The sequence below is a fragment of the Empedobacter sp. UBA5036 genome, assembly GCF_002415215.1.
GTDB classification, from domain to species: domain Bacteria; phylum Bacteroidota; class Bacteroidia; order Flavobacteriales; family Weeksellaceae; genus Empedobacter; species Empedobacter falsenii_B.
Map to the genome: position 1 here is coordinate 13,479 of NZ_DICC01000042.1, position 17,723 is coordinate 31,201.

The 17,723-nt window shown below is 31.9% G+C and carries 16 protein-coding genes and 2 rRNA genes; 12 read left to right on the forward strand and 6 right to left on the reverse strand.

What is annotated here, in order from left to right; genetic code table 11:
* Position 1: 1 nt before the first annotated feature.
* The 4 genes from fabD to B4J88_RS07510 form a co-directional block, all read right to left on the reverse strand.
* Positions 2–880 carry an ACP S-malonyltransferase gene (gene fabD / locus B4J88_RS07495; protein WP_114999826.1) on the reverse strand — a complete coding sequence of 293 codons (879 nt, stop codon included), beginning with the start codon at positions 878–880 and terminating at the stop codon, positions 2–4.
* 53 nt (positions 881–933) lie between these two features.
* A complete protein-coding gene (locus tag B4J88_RS07500) occupies positions 934–1,707 on the reverse strand; it encodes a glycosyltransferase family 2 protein (RefSeq protein WP_286496131.1) in 774 nt (257 codons plus the stop codon).
* A gap of 48 nt (positions 1,708–1,755) precedes the next feature.
* Positions 1,756–2,820, reverse strand: a complete 1,065-nt coding sequence (locus B4J88_RS07505; RefSeq protein WP_291067105.1) for a glycosyltransferase family 9 protein — start codon at positions 2,818–2,820, stop codon at positions 1,756–1,758.
* Between the two features lie 104 nt (positions 2,821–2,924).
* Positions 2,925–3,740, reverse strand: coding sequence for a 2,3,4,5-tetrahydropyridine-2,6-dicarboxylate N-succinyltransferase (locus B4J88_RS07510; RefSeq protein WP_114999820.1), 816 nt, complete (start codon positions 3,738–3,740; stop codon positions 2,925–2,927).
* 91 nt (positions 3,741–3,831) lie between these two features.
* On the opposite strand from B4J88_RS07510, the gene ruvX reads away from it, so the two are divergent.
* The 12 genes from ruvX (at position 3,832) to lysS (ending at position 16,593) form a co-directional block, all read left to right on the forward strand.
* A complete protein-coding gene (gene ruvX, locus B4J88_RS07515; protein WP_038333513.1) occupies positions 3,832–4,245 on the forward strand; it encodes a Holliday junction resolvase RuvX in 414 nt (137 codons plus the stop codon).
* A 44-nt stretch (positions 4,246–4,289) separates the two neighbouring features.
* Positions 4,290–4,865, forward strand: coding sequence for a peptide deformylase (gene def, locus B4J88_RS07520; protein ID WP_114999818.1), 576 nt, complete (start codon positions 4,290–4,292; stop codon positions 4,863–4,865).
* A gap of 20 nt (positions 4,866–4,885) precedes the next feature.
* Positions 4,886–5,482 carry a DUF5606 domain-containing protein gene (locus B4J88_RS07525; protein WP_291067107.1) on the forward strand — a complete coding sequence of 199 codons (597 nt, stop codon included), beginning with the start codon at positions 4,886–4,888 and terminating at the stop codon, positions 5,480–5,482.
* Positions 5,483–5,488: 6 nt separating this feature from the next.
* Positions 5,489–6,253: a nucleoside triphosphate pyrophosphohydrolase gene (mazG, locus tag B4J88_RS07530; protein WP_114999814.1), complete on the forward strand. Its 765-nt coding sequence runs from the start codon at positions 5,489–5,491 to the stop codon at positions 6,251–6,253.
* A 338-nt stretch (positions 6,254–6,591) separates the two neighbouring features.
* Entirely contained in the window at positions 6,592–8,583 is a 1,992-nt protein-coding gene (uvrB, locus tag B4J88_RS07535) for an excinuclease ABC subunit UvrB (RefSeq protein ID WP_125350149.1), read from the forward strand.
* A gap of 110 nt (positions 8,584–8,693) precedes the next feature.
* Entirely contained in the window at positions 8,694–9,413 is a 720-nt protein-coding gene (locus B4J88_RS07540; protein ID WP_181816289.1) for a DUF4846 domain-containing protein, read from the forward strand.
* Positions 9,414–9,498: 85 nt separating this feature from the next.
* A complete protein-coding gene (locus B4J88_RS07545) occupies positions 9,499–10,659 on the forward strand; it encodes a cysteine desulfurase family protein (protein ID WP_125350150.1) in 1,161 nt (386 codons plus the stop codon).
* Positions 10,659–11,183: a CvpA family protein gene (locus B4J88_RS07550; protein WP_114999807.1), complete on the forward strand. Its 525-nt coding sequence runs from the start codon at positions 10,659–10,661 to the stop codon at positions 11,181–11,183. Before B4J88_RS07545 ends, B4J88_RS07550 begins: the two co-directional genes overlap by 1 nt.
* 198 nt (positions 11,184–11,381) lie before the next feature.
* Positions 11,382–12,758: a DNA recombination protein RmuC gene (rmuC, locus tag B4J88_RS07555; protein WP_286496433.1), complete on the forward strand. Its 1,377-nt coding sequence runs from the start codon at positions 11,382–11,384 to the stop codon at positions 12,756–12,758.
* Positions 12,759–12,789: 31 nt separating this feature from the next.
* Positions 12,790–13,728: a hypothetical protein gene (locus B4J88_RS07560; RefSeq protein ID WP_114999803.1), complete on the forward strand. Its 939-nt coding sequence runs from the start codon at positions 12,790–12,792 to the stop codon at positions 13,726–13,728.
* Between the two features lie 76 nt (positions 13,729–13,804).
* On the forward strand, positions 13,805–14,785 hold the full coding sequence (locus B4J88_RS07565) for a hypothetical protein (protein WP_114999801.1): 981 nt from the start codon (positions 13,805–13,807) through the stop codon (positions 14,783–14,785).
* Between the two features lie 107 nt (positions 14,786–14,892).
* A complete protein-coding gene (gene lysS, locus B4J88_RS07570; protein WP_286496432.1) occupies positions 14,893–16,593 on the forward strand; it encodes a lysine--tRNA ligase in 1,701 nt (566 codons plus the stop codon).
* A gap of 555 nt (positions 16,594–17,148) precedes the next feature.
* On the opposite strand, the gene rrf is transcribed toward lysS, so the two are convergent.
* Both rrf and B4J88_RS07580 read right to left on the reverse strand, forming a co-directional pair.
* Positions 17,149–17,257 (reverse strand): 5S ribosomal RNA (gene rrf, locus B4J88_RS07575).
* A 211-nt stretch (positions 17,258–17,468) separates the two neighbouring features.
* A 23S ribosomal RNA gene (locus B4J88_RS07580) occupies positions 17,469–17,723 on the reverse strand; the annotation flags it as partial.

Here is a 17,723-nt window from a genome sequence, read left to right on the forward strand (position 1 = left end):
TTTAGATTTGTGCCGAAGAAGTTGAGACCTCTCTGTTTATTTTTTTCACTAAACCTTGTAAAGTATTTCCTGGTCCAACCTCAATAAATTCACTCGCACCATCAGCAATCATATTTTGAACAGATTGCGTCCATTTTACTGGAGCAGTTAATTGAGCAATCAAGTTTTTCTTAATTTCAGCAGGATCTGTAACAGCTGTTGTGCTTACATTTTGATAAACTGGACAAATTGGAGTATTGAATGTTGTTTCTTCAATAGCTTGTGCTAATTCTTCTTCAGCAGGTTTCATTAAAGGTGAGTGAAAAGCTCCTCCTACTGGTAAAACTAATGCTCGTTTTGCACCTAACTCTTTCAGTTTTTCGCATGCTACATTAACCGCTTCAATTTCTCCAGAAATCACTAACTGACCTGGACAATTGTAATTTGCAGCCACTACAACTCCATCAATTTCTGCACAAGCATCTTCTACAATTTTATCTTCTAACCCTAAGATTGCAGCCATTGTAGATGGATTAGCTTCACATGCAGCTTGCATTGCTAAAGCACGTTTGTAAACTAATTTTAATCCAGATTCAAAGTCTAAAGTTCCATTTGCAACTAAAGCAGAAATTTCTCCTAAAGAATGTCCTGCAACCATTTCTGGTTTAAAATCTGGTAAAATTTTCGCTAAAATAACAGAATGTAAAAAAACTGCTGGTTGCGTAACTTTTGTTTGTTTTAGGTCTTCAGCAGAACCTTCAAACATAATTGATTTTATATCAAATCCTAAGATTTCGTTTGCTTTGTCAAATAATTCTTTTGCGATTTCAGAATTTTCGTACAAGTCTTTACCCATTCCAGAGAATTGAGCGCCTTGTCCTGGAAAAACATATGCTTTCATTGTATTATTTTTAATGTATGACAAATGTATAATAAAATCTCAAACTTCTTTATTTAACCTAAGTTTTGATTTTCTTTTCTATAAATTTCGTCCAAATATTTATAACGATTTGCAACAGAAATTGCATGTAGTTTTGCAATTGTATAACCATCTTTTCCATCTAAAAAACCAAATCTCACCACAAAATAATTGAAAAAACGATAAGCAGGCTTTATGGTATAATGATAAAATGATGGTTTCAAATTTTTGAGACGAAGTTCTTGTGCTCGTAAGCGAGAATAACTATTAAGTTTATCTAAATAATATTCTTCATCAATAAACGTATGATGTTTCACTTTTTGTTCCAAATCACCTACTGCCCCATCACATTCTAATAATTCATGAACCATCAAACCATCTTTATATCTACATTTAGATTTTCTAAAAAGACGAACAGCTCTCACATTTTGCTGACCAGAAAATTCTATTTTCTTATTCTTAAAATAAAATGAATGATAAGCCATAAAAGCTACATCCTGTAAATTTGAATTTACTTTCTTTATTAATTCTTCTTTTAATTCAGATGAAAGTTCTTCATCTGCATCAAAAAAAGTGACCCAATCATTTTTTGCCAAAGAAAGTGTATAATTTCGTTGATTTGTGAAATTATCAAACTTGCGTTTTACAAACTTTACTTTTGGATTTTGGAATGCAATTTCTTCCGTTTTGTCTGTACTATATGAATCTACAATAATTATTTCATCTGCATAACTAGCCTCATCAAGAAATCTTTTGATGTTTTTTTCTTCGTTAAGTGTAATTAGTAAAGCAGAAATTTTAGTAGACATTCTCTATAGTAATCAAATTTTATAAATAGAAACTCAAAATTTCTATTTTTATTTTATTAATGGTGATAAGAAATATTCTAGTTTTTCTTTAAACAACTCGAAGTCAAAGATTAAATAAAATTCATCAACTTGTTTTTTTATTTGACGATTGTTTAAATCTCCAAGTTTTTCAGGAAAATAATCTTTTAAATGAACACTTGTGTGATGAATTCCATCTTCGAAAGTTGCCCAAACTTTTTTATCAATCCAAGGAGAGAAAATAATAAATGATTTTTTCCCTAAAGCTTTGGACATATTAATTGCTCCTCCATCATTTCCTACAATCACATCACATTCGTTTGCAATTGCAATAAACTCGCGCAAATCATTACCCAACAATTCAAAATAAACTTTCGATTTGGTTTCATCAGATAATTGATTATATACTTCTTTTGCTTGCGATAATTGTTTCGGAAAATAATTGAATAAAATATTGACATTATAACGTTGACCAATAAAATCAACCATTTTTGCCATTTGATTCAACGGATAAGTTTTTGAAAGATCAGAACCAAGCAAACTAATCATAACCGTTTTACGAGTAGAATCAATTTGATGTTTTGTGAATAAATCTTTCGCAAAGTTTATTTCTTCTTCTGTTAAATATAATTTTGGTTCTGTAGCCAAAGGCGTTTCAATTCCTAAAGGCTTCAATAAAGACAAACGATGTTCGATTGCTAAACCTAAATATGAATTTGGTTCGTCATGTTTTTCTACATTATCTGTATACAAAAACGTTCTTCCAATCTTTTTATATGATATTTTTTTTGGTGCATTATTGATAAAAACATCCACCCAACTCTGTAATTTTGAGTAAGCATCAATTACAATATCATATCTATTTTGATTAACTTTTTTCGAGAATTTAATCAAATTCATCAAGCCTTTGTTTTCTTTTTCGTCAAAAACAATTTTATGATCGATGTACGGATTATTCTCTAAAACAGGCAAAGTATTACTATTGATTAAATAATCAACAATAGCATTTGGATAAGCTTTTTTGATATTTTCGCACAACAATGATGTGATTAAAACATCGCCTATCATCTTGTGTTGGATAATCAAAATTTTCATAAAACATAGTTATAAAGCAAAACTACTAAAATATGTTTGATTCGAAAATAAAAAAATCCTCAACAAAACTGCTGAGGATTATATTTTATAAAATTTTATTCTAATTAAACCGCTACATTATGCTCACGCAATGCATCGTTTAATGAAGTTTTTTTATCTGTAGATTCTTTACGAGTTCCGATGATTAATGCACAAGGAACTTGGTATTCACCTGCAGCAAATTTTTTCGTGTAAGAACCTGGAATAACTACTGAACGAGCAGGAACATAACCTTTAATTTCAATTGGTTCGTCACCTGTTACATCAATAATTTTAGTCGATGCTGTTAAAACAACATTTGCTCCTAAAACCGCTTCTTTTCCTACGCGAACTCCTTCTACAACGATACAACGAGATCCAATGAATGCATTATCTTCGATAATTACTGGAGCAGCTTGCAATGGCTCTAAAACTCCACCAATTCCTACACCACCAGATAAGTGAACATTTTTCCCAATTTGAGCACAAGAACCTACAGTAGCCCATGTATCAACCATTGTTCCTTCGTCCACATAAGCACCAATATTTACATAAGAAGGCATTAAAATAACTCCCGAAGAAATATACGCACCATAACGAGCAACAGCATTTGGAACAACACGAATTCCTTTTTCAGCGTAGTTACGTTTCAATTCCATTTTATCATGGTATTCAAAAATTCCAGCTTCTAAAGTTTCCATTTTCTGAATTGGGAAATACATTACAACTGCTTTTTTCACCCATTCGTTTACTTGCCAATCTTCTCCAACTGGTTCTGCACAACGTAATTGTCCGTTATCGATTAACTCAATTACTTCACGAATTGCAATTTGTGTTGACTCTTCTTGTAACAATTCTCTATTGTCCCAAGCTTTTTCTATGATTTGTTTTAAATTCTCCATCTTTATTAATAATAGCCACAAATATAAAAATTATAATCAAGGGATTTCATAGAGATTATTTATTATTGAATCGTTTTTTTAAATTTGCCAAATGTCACGAATATTAGCGTTAGATTACGGAGGAAAAAGAACAGGCGTTGCCGTAACCGATGAATTGCAAATTATAGCTTCGCCAGTTGATACAATTGATACATCAAAATTGATGGATTTCTTGAAACAATATATCGAGAAAGAAAACGTTTCTGACCTTGTAGTTGGATTATCTGTTCGTTTTTCAGGAGAATTAAATGAGATTGAAAATCAAATTCAACCTTTTTTGAAAAAATTTTCTGAACAATTTCCGTTGATTAAAATTCATCGTGAAAATGAGATGTTTACCTCAAAAATGGCTTCTCAAGCAATGTTTGCTGGAGGAATGAAAAAGAAAAAACGTCAAGAAAAAGGAATGGTCGATAAAGTGAGTGCCGTAATAATTTTACAATCATTTTTATCACATAAACTATAACAAATTGTATCTTTGCCGTTAAATTAATAAAAAAAGATCAGAAAATGGTATTACCAGTTGTAGCTTACGGAGATCCTGTCTTGCGTAAAGTTTCACAAGAAATCGATCAAGATTATAAAAATTTACAAGAACTGATCCAAAATATGTTCGATACAATGTATGACTCTAACGGAGTTGGTATCGCAGCGCCTCAGATCGGGAAAGATATACGTTTATTTGTTGTTGATTGCTCGCCTTTCGAAGAAGATGAAGATTATGATGATGTAAAAGATGAATTAAAAGATTTCAAACGTGTTTTCATCAATCCAAAAAAAATCAGTAGTTCAGAAGGAGACGAATGGGCTTTTACAGAAGGATGTTTGAGTATTCCTCACATTCACGAAGATGTAACACGTCCAGAATCGGTAACTTTAGAATATTTTGATGAAAATTGGGTGAAACATACCGAAACTTTTTCGGATATTCGCGCTCGAGTTATTCAACACGAATACGATCATTTGGAAGGAAAGCTTTTTATTGACTATATTTCGAGCTTTAAAAAGAAATTAATAAGTAATAAATTAAAAAATATAACAAAAGGGAAAGTAAACACGAGTTACAAAATGAAATTCCCTTCATAGACCCTTAAACATAATAGAATATGGATTTATCAAGAGTTATCGCAATTTCAGGAAAACCAGGATTATACCGTTTAGTTTCTCAAACAAGAGGTGGTTTTGTTGTTGAAGATTTAGAAAAAGGTAAAAAAATCTCAATCGCTTCTAACTACAATGTTAGTTTATTAGACAACGTTGCTATTTACGGAGTATCACAAGAATTTCCTTTGGCTGAAGTTTTCTTCAGAATTTACAAAAAAGAAAACGGAGGAGAAACGATCGATTACAAAACTTCTGGTGCAGAATTGCGTAAATATATGGAAGAAGTTTTACCAGAATATGACGATTCAAGAGTTTATGATTCTGATTTGAAAAAATTATTCCAATGGTATAATATCTTACACAAAAACGGATTATTAAACATCGACTTAGCTGCTGTAGAAGCTGCAATGGCTGCTCAACAAGCACAAGAAGCTCCTGTTGCTGAAGTAGAAGCTACAGAAGAAGTTGTTGTGGAAGAAAAACCAAAAAAGAAAGCTCCTGCTAAAAAGGCTGCTGACAAAAAAGAGGCTGAAGAAAAACCAGCTAAAAAAACTGCTGCTAAAAAAACAACAGCAAAAAAAGATAAAGACGCTGAATAATTAGAGATGAATACACGTAAAGATCAATTACAGGCTTTCGAAAGATTGTTGGATATAATGGATGAATTACGTGAAAAATGTCCGTGGGATCGTAAACAAACAATGGAAACGTTGCGTACGTTATCTATCGAAGAAATTTATGAACTTTCGGATGCCATCATCGAAAAAGATTCGGATGAAATAAAAAAAGAACTAGGTGATGTTTTTCTTCACCTAGTTTTTTATTCTAAAATCGCATCAGAACAAAACAACTTCGATGTTGCTGATGTTTTAAATGGTATTTGTGACAAATTAATTCATCGTCATCCACATATTTACGGCGATGTAGAAGCAAATACAGAAGAAAAGGTGCTTCAAAATTGGGAACAAATCAAACTAAAAGAAGGTAACAAATCTGTACTTTCTGGCGTTCCTACTTCTCTCCCAGCAATGGTAAAAGCTTACCGAATTCAAGACAAAGTAAAAGGTGTTGGATTTGAATTTGAAAATTCTGATCAAGTTTTTGATAAAATTATCGAGGAAATTAATGAATTCAAAGAAGAACAAAATCCAACAGATAAAGAGATGGAATTTGGTGACATTTTATTTTCTTTGATTAATTATGGACGATTTAATGGCATCAATTCTGAAGATGCTTTAGAAAGATCGAACAAAAAATTTATCACACGTTTTCAGAAATTAGAAGAAATCGCGAAAGAAAATGGTCAAAACATAGCTGATTTAACCATTTCCGAATTAGATAAATTATGGAATTTAGCGAAAATTCGCTAGTGTAAACTTAACACTATAAAGTTTATTCAAATCAACAAAAACGTTGTAATCAGACGTTTTAACACTATTATAAATAACTTTTATCGACACCAATAAAACAAAGTATTACAAATTATTGTGCACGCACAGAAAACCGACATATATTTGCAATGGTTATAGCGGGCAATAGCTTGTAATAATGGAAGGAAGTTTGTTTACTAAGTAAACAGTTTTCTCATTTTTTTGTGGTTTTGATGAAAAGGTGACTTAAAGTCGCCTTTTTATTTTTTATCAACTTCTATGTAAAATCACAATTCATAACAATCCTTTTTTATCTGAATAATTTGTAAATTTGTAGAATGCAGTTTCAATTAAATTCTGAATTCAAGCCAACTGGTGATCAACCAAAAGCTATTGAAGAATTATCAAATGGTATTCTAAATAATGATCGTTATCAAACACTTTTGGGTGTTACAGGTTCTGGTAAAACATTTACAATCGCGAATGTTGTACAAGATGTGCAACGTCCAACTTTAGTTTTGGCACATAACAAAACGTTGGCGGCACAGTTGTATATGGAATTCAAAGAATTTTTTCCGAATAATGCAGTCGAATATTTCGTTTCTTACTATGATTATTATCAACCAGAAGCTTACATTCCTTCATCAGGAACCTATATTGAGAAAGATTTATCAATTAATGAAGAAATTGAAAAGCTTCGTTTAAGTACAACTTCCTCCCTACTTTCTGGTCGTCGCGATATTTTGGTTGTGGCTTCAGTTTCGTGTTTATATGGTATTGGAAATCCAACAGAATTTCATAAAAATGTGATTCAGATTGAAACGGGGCAAATTATCTCGAGAACAGCTTTTTTGCATAAATTAGTCCAAGCTTTATATTCTAGAACAGAAGGTATTTTTCAACGCGGAAATTTTAGAATTAAAGGAGATACATTAGATATTTTCCCTGCTTATGCGGATGATGGAATCAGAATTAATTTCTTTGGTGATGAAATCGAAGAAATCTCAGTTTTCAATGTAGAAACAGGTAAAACTTCAACTAAACTAGATAAAATTAATATTTATCCAGCTAATCTTTTTGTGACTTCTAAAGATACATTGAATGGCGCAATTGCTGATATTCAGATCGATTTAGGAAAACAAGTTGAGTATTTTCATGAAATAGGAAAACATCTCGAAGCAAAACGTTTGCAAGAACGTACTGAATTTGATTTGGAAATGATTAAAGAATTAGGTTACTGTTCAGGAATCGAGAATTATTCGAGATATTTAGATGGTCGCGATCCAGGAACTCGCCCGTTCTGTTTATTAGATTATTTCCCAGAAGATTATTTGATGGTGATTGATGAGTCGCACGTTACAGTTTCTCAAGTTCATGCAATGTATGGTGGGGACCGCTCGCGTAAAGAGAATTTGGTGGAATATGGTTTTCGACTTCCTGCCGCAATGGACAATCGTCCGTTAAAATTTGAAGAATTTGAAGCTTTACAAAATCAAGTGATTTATGTTTCGGCAACACCTGCGAATTATGAATTAGAAAAATCGGAAGGAGTTGTTGTAGAGCAAGTCATTCGTCCAACTGGATTATTAGATCCAATTATTGAAATTCGTCCAACACAAAATCAAGTCGATGATTTGATGGAAGAAATCAATAAACGAGTAGAGTTAGACGAACGTGTTTTGGTCACTACTTTAACGAAACGAATGGCGGAAGAGTTAACGAAATATTTGACAAAATATGGCGTTCGATGTCGTTATATTCATTCTGATGTGGATACATTAGAACGTGTTCAGATTATGGCTGATTTACGCGCTGGATTATTTGATGTTTTGGTTGGAGTTAATCTTTTGAGAGAAGGTTTAGATTTACCTGAAGTTTCTCTAGTAGCAATTTTGGATGCTGATAAAGAAGGTTTTTTAAGAAGTCATCGTTCTTTAACGCAAACGGTTGGTCGTGCTGCTCGTAACGTGAATGGTTTGGCGATTATGTACGCAGATAAAATTACAGATAGTATGCAATTAACGATTGATGAAACAAATCGTCGTCGTGAAATTCAGATGAAATACAACAAAGATCACAATAAAGTTCCTCAAGCTTTAAACAAAAAAATAACGAAACTAAGTTTAGCTGCAGCAGATTTTGAAGAAAATCCTTACGAACAAAAACATTTGATTCAACAAGCAGCAGAGATTAATGAAAATTATTCGACAGAAGATAAAGAGAAATTGGTACAAAAATTGCAGAAAGAAATGGAAAATGCTGCAAAAAATTTAGATTTTATAAAAGCAGCCGAATTAAGAGATCAAATTCAACTCTTAACCAAAGAATAGCACGTTTTTTTTTAGTTTTAATGAAATTTTTAAGTTTTACATTTTTAATATTATTTACTCTTTTATCGTCCTGTAATACTCATATTCTAAAATCTTCTACTAATAATGAATTGATAGAAAATGAGGAGTATAGTCTCATTCATTCTCGTGAATTAAAAATTTTCAAAAAATTTGATACACCTCCAAATTATGAAAGGAATCAAAATTATACAGATTTTGGTAAATGGATAAATAACCTTCCGCTCAAAAACAATAATACAGCTGTTTATTCTTTTGATGGTCAAAAAAAATCTAATCCAAATATATATGTAGGAGTTTTAGATTTAGAACAACCCAAAAAAAATGTACAGTTTAATGCAAATGCGATGATGAGTTTGCGTTTAGAGTATTTCTTCCGTTCGAAAAAATACAATGAAATAGATAAATTGTCTAAAATTTCTACAAAGCCAATTCCTTACACTGACTATGTAAAAGGAGATTATTCTCATACGAAATACATGCAATATTTGATCTATTATTTAGAAAATACAAATTCAAATACAATTGCTGAATTATTAAAACCAATCTCTATCAAAGAGATTCAAATTGGCGATGTATTTTTTCAAAAGGGAAATATAAAAAGTCATGCTGTAATGGTAATTGATTTAGCGAAAGATAAAAATGGGAATAATATATTCATTTTGGCTCAAAGTTATTATCCAAGTCAAGACATTCATATTCTTTCTAATCCAAGCAACGATTTAATCTCACCATGGTATATTGCAAAAGAAGGCATACTTCTTACACCTGAGTGGAGATTTTTGTCTTCGGACTTGATGCGTTTTAAATAACATTTTACTTTTTCAATCCTTACATTTTACTTAAATTTGTTGTTCAAAACCTCAAAGTAAACAACAATACAGTAAATAATCGATAATGCAAAGAGTATATTTAGACAATGCAGCAACCACAGCAATTCGTCCAGAAGTAGTTGACGAAATGGCAAATGTGATGAAAAATGTTTTCGGAAATCCATCTTCTACCCACGTTTTTGGTAGAGAAGCCAAGGCACTTATAGAAATGGCTCGAAAGAACATTGCGCAGCGTTTAAATATTTCTCCTGCCGAAATTTATTTTACTTCTTGTGGGACAGAATCTAACAATACGATTATACGTTCTTGTGTAAATGATTTAGATGTTACACGTATCATTACTTCGGATATGGAACACAAATGCGTACAAGAAAGTATCAAAGATTTAGAATATCGTGGAAAAGTTGAAGTAATCCGCATCAATATTCAAAAAAATGGAGACATTGATTATGCTCAATTAGAGGAATTAGTTAAAGATCAATCTAAAAAAACATTGGTTTCTTTGATGCATGCTAATAACGAAATTGGAAATTTAACAGATATTAAACGTATTTCGCAATTGTGTCAAGAAAATAATACATTGTTCCACACAGATACGGTGCAAACAGTTGGTCATTACGATTTAGATTTCCAAGATTTGGGAATGGATTTCGCTTCTTGCTCAGCACACAAAATTCATGGACCAAAAGGTGCTGGATTTTTATATGCAAAAAAAGCTTCGCATTTAAAAGCCTTGATTGCTGGAGGAGGACAAGAAAGAGGAATGCGTTCTGGTACCGAAAACGTATACGGAATTGTTGGACTTTCAAAAGCTTTTGATTTAGCAATTGATGAGTTAGAAGCTCATGTTAATCACATCAAAGAAATTAAACAATATACAATCGATCAATTAAAAGCAGCTATTCCAGGCGTTTCTTTCAATGGATTATCAGATGATTTAGACAAAAGTTTGTATGCATTATTAAGCATCAAATTACCATTTCATGATGCCTTAATCGGATTCGAATTAGAATTAGCTGGTATCGCTGTTTCACAAGGAAGTGCTTGCAGTTCTGGTGCAGCAAAAGTTTCATTAGTTATGCAAACATTGTACACAGAAGAAGAAATTGATCAAATGACGCCTTTACGTGTATCTTTTTCATACGAAACAACTAAAGAAGATATTGATGTCTTAGTTGGAACATTGAAAAAAATCGCTGAAAAACATCAATTACAAAACGCTTAATGACTGATTTCAATCAACTTGATATTCTGATTTTAATTGCGTTAGCTTTTGGTTTTATCAACGGATTTTTCAAAGGTTTTATTTCTCAATTAATTGGGTTAGTCGGTTTTTTTGTAGCAATTTGGTTAAGTTTTAAATTTTATCAAATCATCGAAGTTTATGTCGATTCTTACAACATTGTTGCAGATAGCTTAACTTCTTTGGTTGCGTTAGTTATTACATTTGCAATTGCTTTTTTCACAATAAAATTAGCGTCAAGTTTAACACAAAAAACAGTAGAAGCAGTTGGTTTAGGAATCATTAATCGATTTGGTGGAGCGGCTTTAGGATTAATAATCTCTTTACTTTTAACATCAAGTATTTTGTATTATATCGATCCGATTTTAGAATTAGGATTTAAAGAAACAAAAGACGAAAGCCAGATTTTACCAATTTTGAACGAAAGTTCTCAAATCATCAAAAATTCTATCTTCGAAACAAAAGATAATTTAAGGACAGAATCCCAAGATTCTATTCATTTATAATCATACAAAGACAGCTTTTTTCAAGCTGTCTTTTTTCTTAACATTAATTTTATAAAAGGCACAAAAATTATCTAAAGAGATCAAAACAATTAATTTAAGATGAAAAACGATTCTTAGAAGTCGTTTTTTTATGATTTTATTTTTAATAACGACATATTGTGTCGTATAAAATCGTTCCTTTGTTTAAATTTTAAGATTATGAACAGCGCTATCATACTTTCATCCATCCTTTTTTTTATCATTGGAGCCGTTATCAGTTTTTTATATTCAAAGTCGAAAGCAAATTCAGCCATAATTGGAAATGAAATAAAACACCAAGAACTTCAGAAACAATATGATTCGCTAAAAAATGAATTTATCGAAATAAAAGATGATGCAAATTTCAATTTGGATCAATGGCAAAAAGAGCGCGAAAAAAATACAGAATTAACGGTTCGCCATCAAGAAGCAATGAAAGCTGTGGAGGAGCAAAAATCGTTTATGCTCGAAACCAATGAACGATTAAAAGAGCAATTTGAAGCACTTTCAGCTCAAGTTTTGAAAAGTAATAACGAACAATTTCTTGATTTAGCGAAAACAACATTGGATAAACATTTTTCTAATTCTCAAAACGATTTAGAAAAACGTCAACAAGCGATTGATTCGTTAATCAAACCATTAAATGAAAGCTTGAATAAATTTGACGGAAAAATATCCGAAATAGAAAAAGCTCGAGAAGGCGCTTATTCAGAAATTAAAGTTTTCTTAGATTCAATGCGTGGTACAACTGATAAATTGCAAAAAGAAACCAATACATTAGTTTCTGCTCTTAAAACTTCACACACAAGAGGAAAATACGGAGAAATTGGATTGCGTCGTGTCGTTGAATTTGCTGGAATGTCATCTTTTTGTGATTTTGAAGAACAAACTTCTGTTCAGTCCGAAAATGGTTTGCTTCGCCCGGATTTAATCGTTAATCTTCCTGGAAATCGAAAAGTTATTGTCGATTCTAAAGTTCCGTTAAACCAATATATGCTTGCGTTCGAAACGGAAGATGAAAATTTGAGAAAACATCATTTGCAAATGCACGCGAAAGCTGTACGCGAACATTTAAAGAATTTGAGTTCTAAGGCTTATTGGAATCAATACACAGAAGCACCCGATTATGTGGTGATGTATCTGCAAATTGAAAGTTCTTTTGGTGCTGCGTTAGAATTGGAGCGAACTTTGATAGAAGATGCACTAAACAATAGAATAATTATTGCAACACCAACTACTTTGATTACAATGCTTCGCACAATTGCGTTTAGCTGGCAACAATTAAATGTTGCGGAAAATATATATCAAATGCGAGATGCTGGAATAGAATTATACAATCGTGTGAATGTTTTAATACAACATTTGGCGACGGTTGGTCATAATCTAAACCAAGCAACCCAAAGTTACAATAAAGCTATAGGTTCACTAGAAAATCGATTTATTCCGCAGGTTAAAAAGCTGAAAGAAATCGGTGGAACTTTGATGGAAAAAGAAATTTCGGAAACTAAGCCAATTGATACAATGATTCGTTCAATAAATAACTTGGATATTCAATAATCATTCTATATTTGTACAACTTTTAGAGAGAATGAAAACAAGCCTATTTACCTTGATTTTACTATACTCTCCTGCCATTTTTGCGCAGGTGAATTTTGAAGAAAAATCTGTACAGGTAAAACCAAATTTAGAATTAAACAAAATATATAACTACTCATTTACAGATCGTAACTTTTCGATTTCTGTAAATGATACGGTTTCTAAAGTCATCAACCAATCAAATAAATCGATGGAATTGGTTGACAAGAATGATTTTGCCAATAAGTATACATTTGTAAATGGTAAAAATCAATCCAATGATCCTGATGAATTTTACCGCGATTTTATCAATAATTCTGAAGGAATAGAGTACGAATTCACAACAAATCCTTCTGGAGAATTTTTAGAATTATTAAATGTTCCTCAGATTGAAGAAAAATTGCTTAAAATAACAGATAAACTTGGTAAACAACGCAAAAAATCTGATGATTATAAGGCAAATATTGCGTACATTGAGGAAATGGTCAAATCGAAAACATATGTTCCCTATGTTTTTGAGCAAGAAATTCACGTTTTCAATTATTTTAATGGACAATATTTTCGTTTAGGTGAAACATATGAAGGAAAATCTGTACAGGAAAATATTTTTGGATTTCCAATTTCTTCTACCACAAATACTTATCTAAAAGATATCAACAAAGAAAAAGGTACGTATACAATTGCTTCTGACCAAAATTTGAGCAAAGATGATTTTGAGAAATTATGGGAAGAAATGGCGTATTATATGTTGAATGATGCTAAACTGAATTTGTCGCAAGAACAGGTAAAAAAAGAAATCAAAAAATATTCAGAAACAGTTGAATTAAAAGTGAAATATGAAAATACGTACGATTTGAATTCAATTTTAATCAAATCTGAATATTTATTTAGCTTAAATATTGGTTCTAAGAAAACAGTTAATCAATTAAGTATAAAACTTTTAAATGACTAAATTTTATTTTTTAACGAATTTCAAACTTCATTTTAGATAATTTGCTCTATTTTTGAATTAGTTTGATTACTTATAAATGAAAATTAATTTTACATATTATCTGTTTTTTCTATTTTTTTCGATAAAAATATTTGCCCAAGATCCTATTCAAGATACAATTTCACCGGTTGTTAAAAATGATACCATTTTTAATGCTCCGCAGGAAACGATTATTTTTCCCAAAACATATTGGAATATTGGAAACGAAAAACGATATAATGTAACAACAAGTGAAGTGAAATTGGAAGATGACACGATTTCGCATCAAGAACAATATACTTATAACGTTATTATTCAAGTTGAAAATATTTATCAAAACGAAACCATTGTAAAGTGGAATTTCAGAAATATACAATTCAATTCAAAATCATTTTTAAATAATCCTTTTTCGTTAGTTAATAATGTTTCGATTTCCTTTAAAATAGATCAAGACGGACGATTTTTAGGTTATACAGATTTAGATAAAACGATTAAACAATTGGTTTTATCTTCAGAAGATTTAGAGAATAAATATTTGGATAATCCTACTGCGATTGCGTTAATCAAAAAGAATCTTCAACAATATTCTACAGAAGAAAGTATTGTTAAATTATTTGACAAAGACATTCGTCAATTCCATCATTTTTATGGAAAAAGTAATTTTACTTTAGAAAGTGCGCCATTTGTTTATCAATCTTACATGGACAATTTATTTAGCACTTCTCCCACTCCAGCTACAACAGAATTGAAATTGAATGAGATTGGAGTTTTGCAAACCAATTATATTATGTCAAGTTTTCAGCAAGCCGATAAAGATTGGTTGGCCAATTCTTGGTACAGCTATTTGAAAGATTTAGCTACGAAATTAGGTTCTGAACAACCATCTGAAAAAAGATTGAAAGACGACATAAAATATTACGTTAAAACAACTTCGCGTATCAAAGATAACGGTTGGATTTCGTATAGTATCGAAACCAAAAAGGTGAAATTTCAAGATACGGATTACACGTTAGAGCGCCGTTTTGAGTTAGTAGACTAAAACTCGCATCAATACTGATAATTCTTACATTATTAAATCATAAAAACTTCGTGAATCAAGATTATTTTTCATAATTTTGCATTCATTTTATATAAATTATATTCACTATGCAATTGTCTGAACAAGAAATTATTCGTAGAGAAAAACTACAACAATTAAGAGACTTAGGCGTTGAGCCTTACCCTGCCGAAGAATTCGTGATAACTTCTAATTCTAAAGAAATTAAGGAAAAGTACGAAGAAGGAAAGGTTGTCAAGCTTGCCGGACGATTGATGAGTGTTCGTGTAATGGGGAAAGCTTCTTTCGCTGAGTTACAAGATAGCGAAGGTCGTGTACAGGTTTATATCTCGAGAGATGATATTTCTTCGTCTGAAGAAGGAATTGAGTATAATACAATTTTCAAGAAATTGATGGATATCGGAGATTTTATTGGAATTGAAGGATATGAATTCAAAACTAAAGTAGGTGAAATTTCTGTTCACGTAACAAAATTAACTTTGTTATCAAAAACTTTACGTCCATTACCAATTGTAAAAACTGACGACGAAGGTCATGTATTTGACGCTTTTACAGATCCAGAATTGCGTTACCGTATGCGTTACGTAGACATGGTTGTAAATCCTCACGTGAAAGAAATTTTCTTAAAACGTACACGTTTATTCAACGCAATGCGTAATTTCTTCAACGATCGTGGATACATGGAAGTAGAAACTCCTGTTTTACAATCGATTCCTGGGGGTGCAGCAGCTCGTCCGTTTATTACACATCATAATGCATTAGATATTCCATTATATTTAAGAATCGCGAACGAATTATATTTAAAAAGATTAATCGTTGGTGGTTTTGATGGTGTTTACGAATTTTCTAAAAACTTCCGTAACGAAGGAATGGATCGTACGCATAATCCAGAATTTACAGCAATGGAAATTTATGTTGCTTACAAAGATTACAACTGGATGATGGATTTCACAGAGCAATTATTAGAACATTGTGCAATTGCTGTTAATGGAACTTCTGAAACAACTTTCGGAGAACATAAAATTGATTTCAAAGCACCTTACAAACGTGTAACAATGCGTCAATCAATTATTGATTTTACAGGATTTGATATCGATGGAAAATCTGAAGCAGAATTATTTGAAGCTGCTAAAGGAATGGGGATCGAGGTTGATGAGACTATGGGTAAAGGAAAATTAATCGATGAAATTTTTGGTGAAAAATGTGAAGGAAACTACATTCAACCAACTTTCATTACAGATTATCCAAAAGAAATGTCTCCATTGACTAAAAAGCACCGTGATAATCCAGAATTAACTGAGCGTTTCGAATTAATGGTTTGTGGAAAAGAAATTGCTAACGCATATTCTGAGTTAAATGACCCAATCGATCAACGTGAGCGTTTTGAAGCACAAATGGCTTTAGCTGATAGAGGTGACGACGAAGCAATGTTTATCGACCAAGATTTCTTACGTGCATTAGAATACGGAATGCCTCCAACATCAGGTTTAGGAATCGGAATGGATCGTTTGATTATGTTCTTAACAAATAATCCATCTATTCAAGAAGTTTTATTCTTCCCTCAAATGCGTCCAGAAAAAGCTGCACCAGCTTACGAATTGACAGAAGAAGAAACTCAAATTATTGAAATTTTAAAAGCTAACGAAAACATTGATTTGAATGAATTAAAATCTCAAGCTGCTTTAAGCGGTAAAAAATGGGACAAATCAATGAAAAATTTAGCAAAATATAACTTGACTAAAGTTACTGTTGAAGGAGATTCTAAGACAGTTTCATATTTAGGCGAGTAAATTATTACCCTTTCATCTATATTTTAAAAGCTCAACTTCGGTTGGGCTTTTTTTGTAATTATTTGGGCGTTCCCTCGCTCTTTGCCTTCCATTTATATTATTTATAAAATAACCAAAATAATACAAACACAGCTAATGCAAATCGCTCGGTTGGGCTATCCGTTCCAATCTTTTGTAAAAGAAGATTAGAAGTGATTACAGAAAATCCAACTCCTACAAAAGGATTTACACTACTATCCCTAACGCGGGTTTTAAGTTCTGAGTTTTGAGTAATAAGTTATAAGACATAAGATTTAAGACTGACAATAAAAATCTACAAAGGAGTGTTATCGAGTTATGAGTTGTAAGTTCTGAGTTAGTTGTAAAAAGGAAGCTTCCTTTTTATCAAGAAGAAGCTTCTTGTTGACTAATTAGAAGCCTCTTATTTACTGATTGGAAGCTTCTTGTTTTATAAAACATAGTCTGGAGATGCGTAAAGCTTAAAACGTTCAGTCTAAAGCGCGACGTATACCCACAAAAAAAGCCTCAAGTTGTTCACTTGAGGCTTTTGATAAAAACTGGCGACGACCTACTCTCCCGTAAGTAACAGTACCATCGGCGCAGGCAGGCTTAACTTCTCTGTTCGGAATGGGAAGAGGTGAGCCCTGCAGCTATAGTCACCCTAATATTTTTGTATAGGTTTAGTTCCTATTATATCTTGACATTATTAGAAGCTCTATGCATTAAGCTTAAAGCCTTCACACAATCTTTGGTATTACATTATTAATCCAAATAAGATTAACTAACCTTCTCTATGACGATTAAATCAATCTTAGTATTTAATCTTTTTAATTTTTGATATTGCTATCATTAGCTTTCATCCGTTCTACTTTTTTTAGAAACAGTCTATGGCTAATTAGTACTACTCGACTATGACATCACTGACATTACATCTATCGCCTATAAACGTTGTAGTCTACAACGACCCTATAAAGAAGTCGAATCTTGCGGCGTCTTTCGCCCTGATACGCATTCATTGCTTATCTCCTCCAAACGTAGCTCCTCAGCGAAGCCCCTGTCGGCACAGCTGATACACAAGAGGTTTGTTCAACACGCTCCTCTCGTAATAGAGTCAACTCCCCTCAACCTTC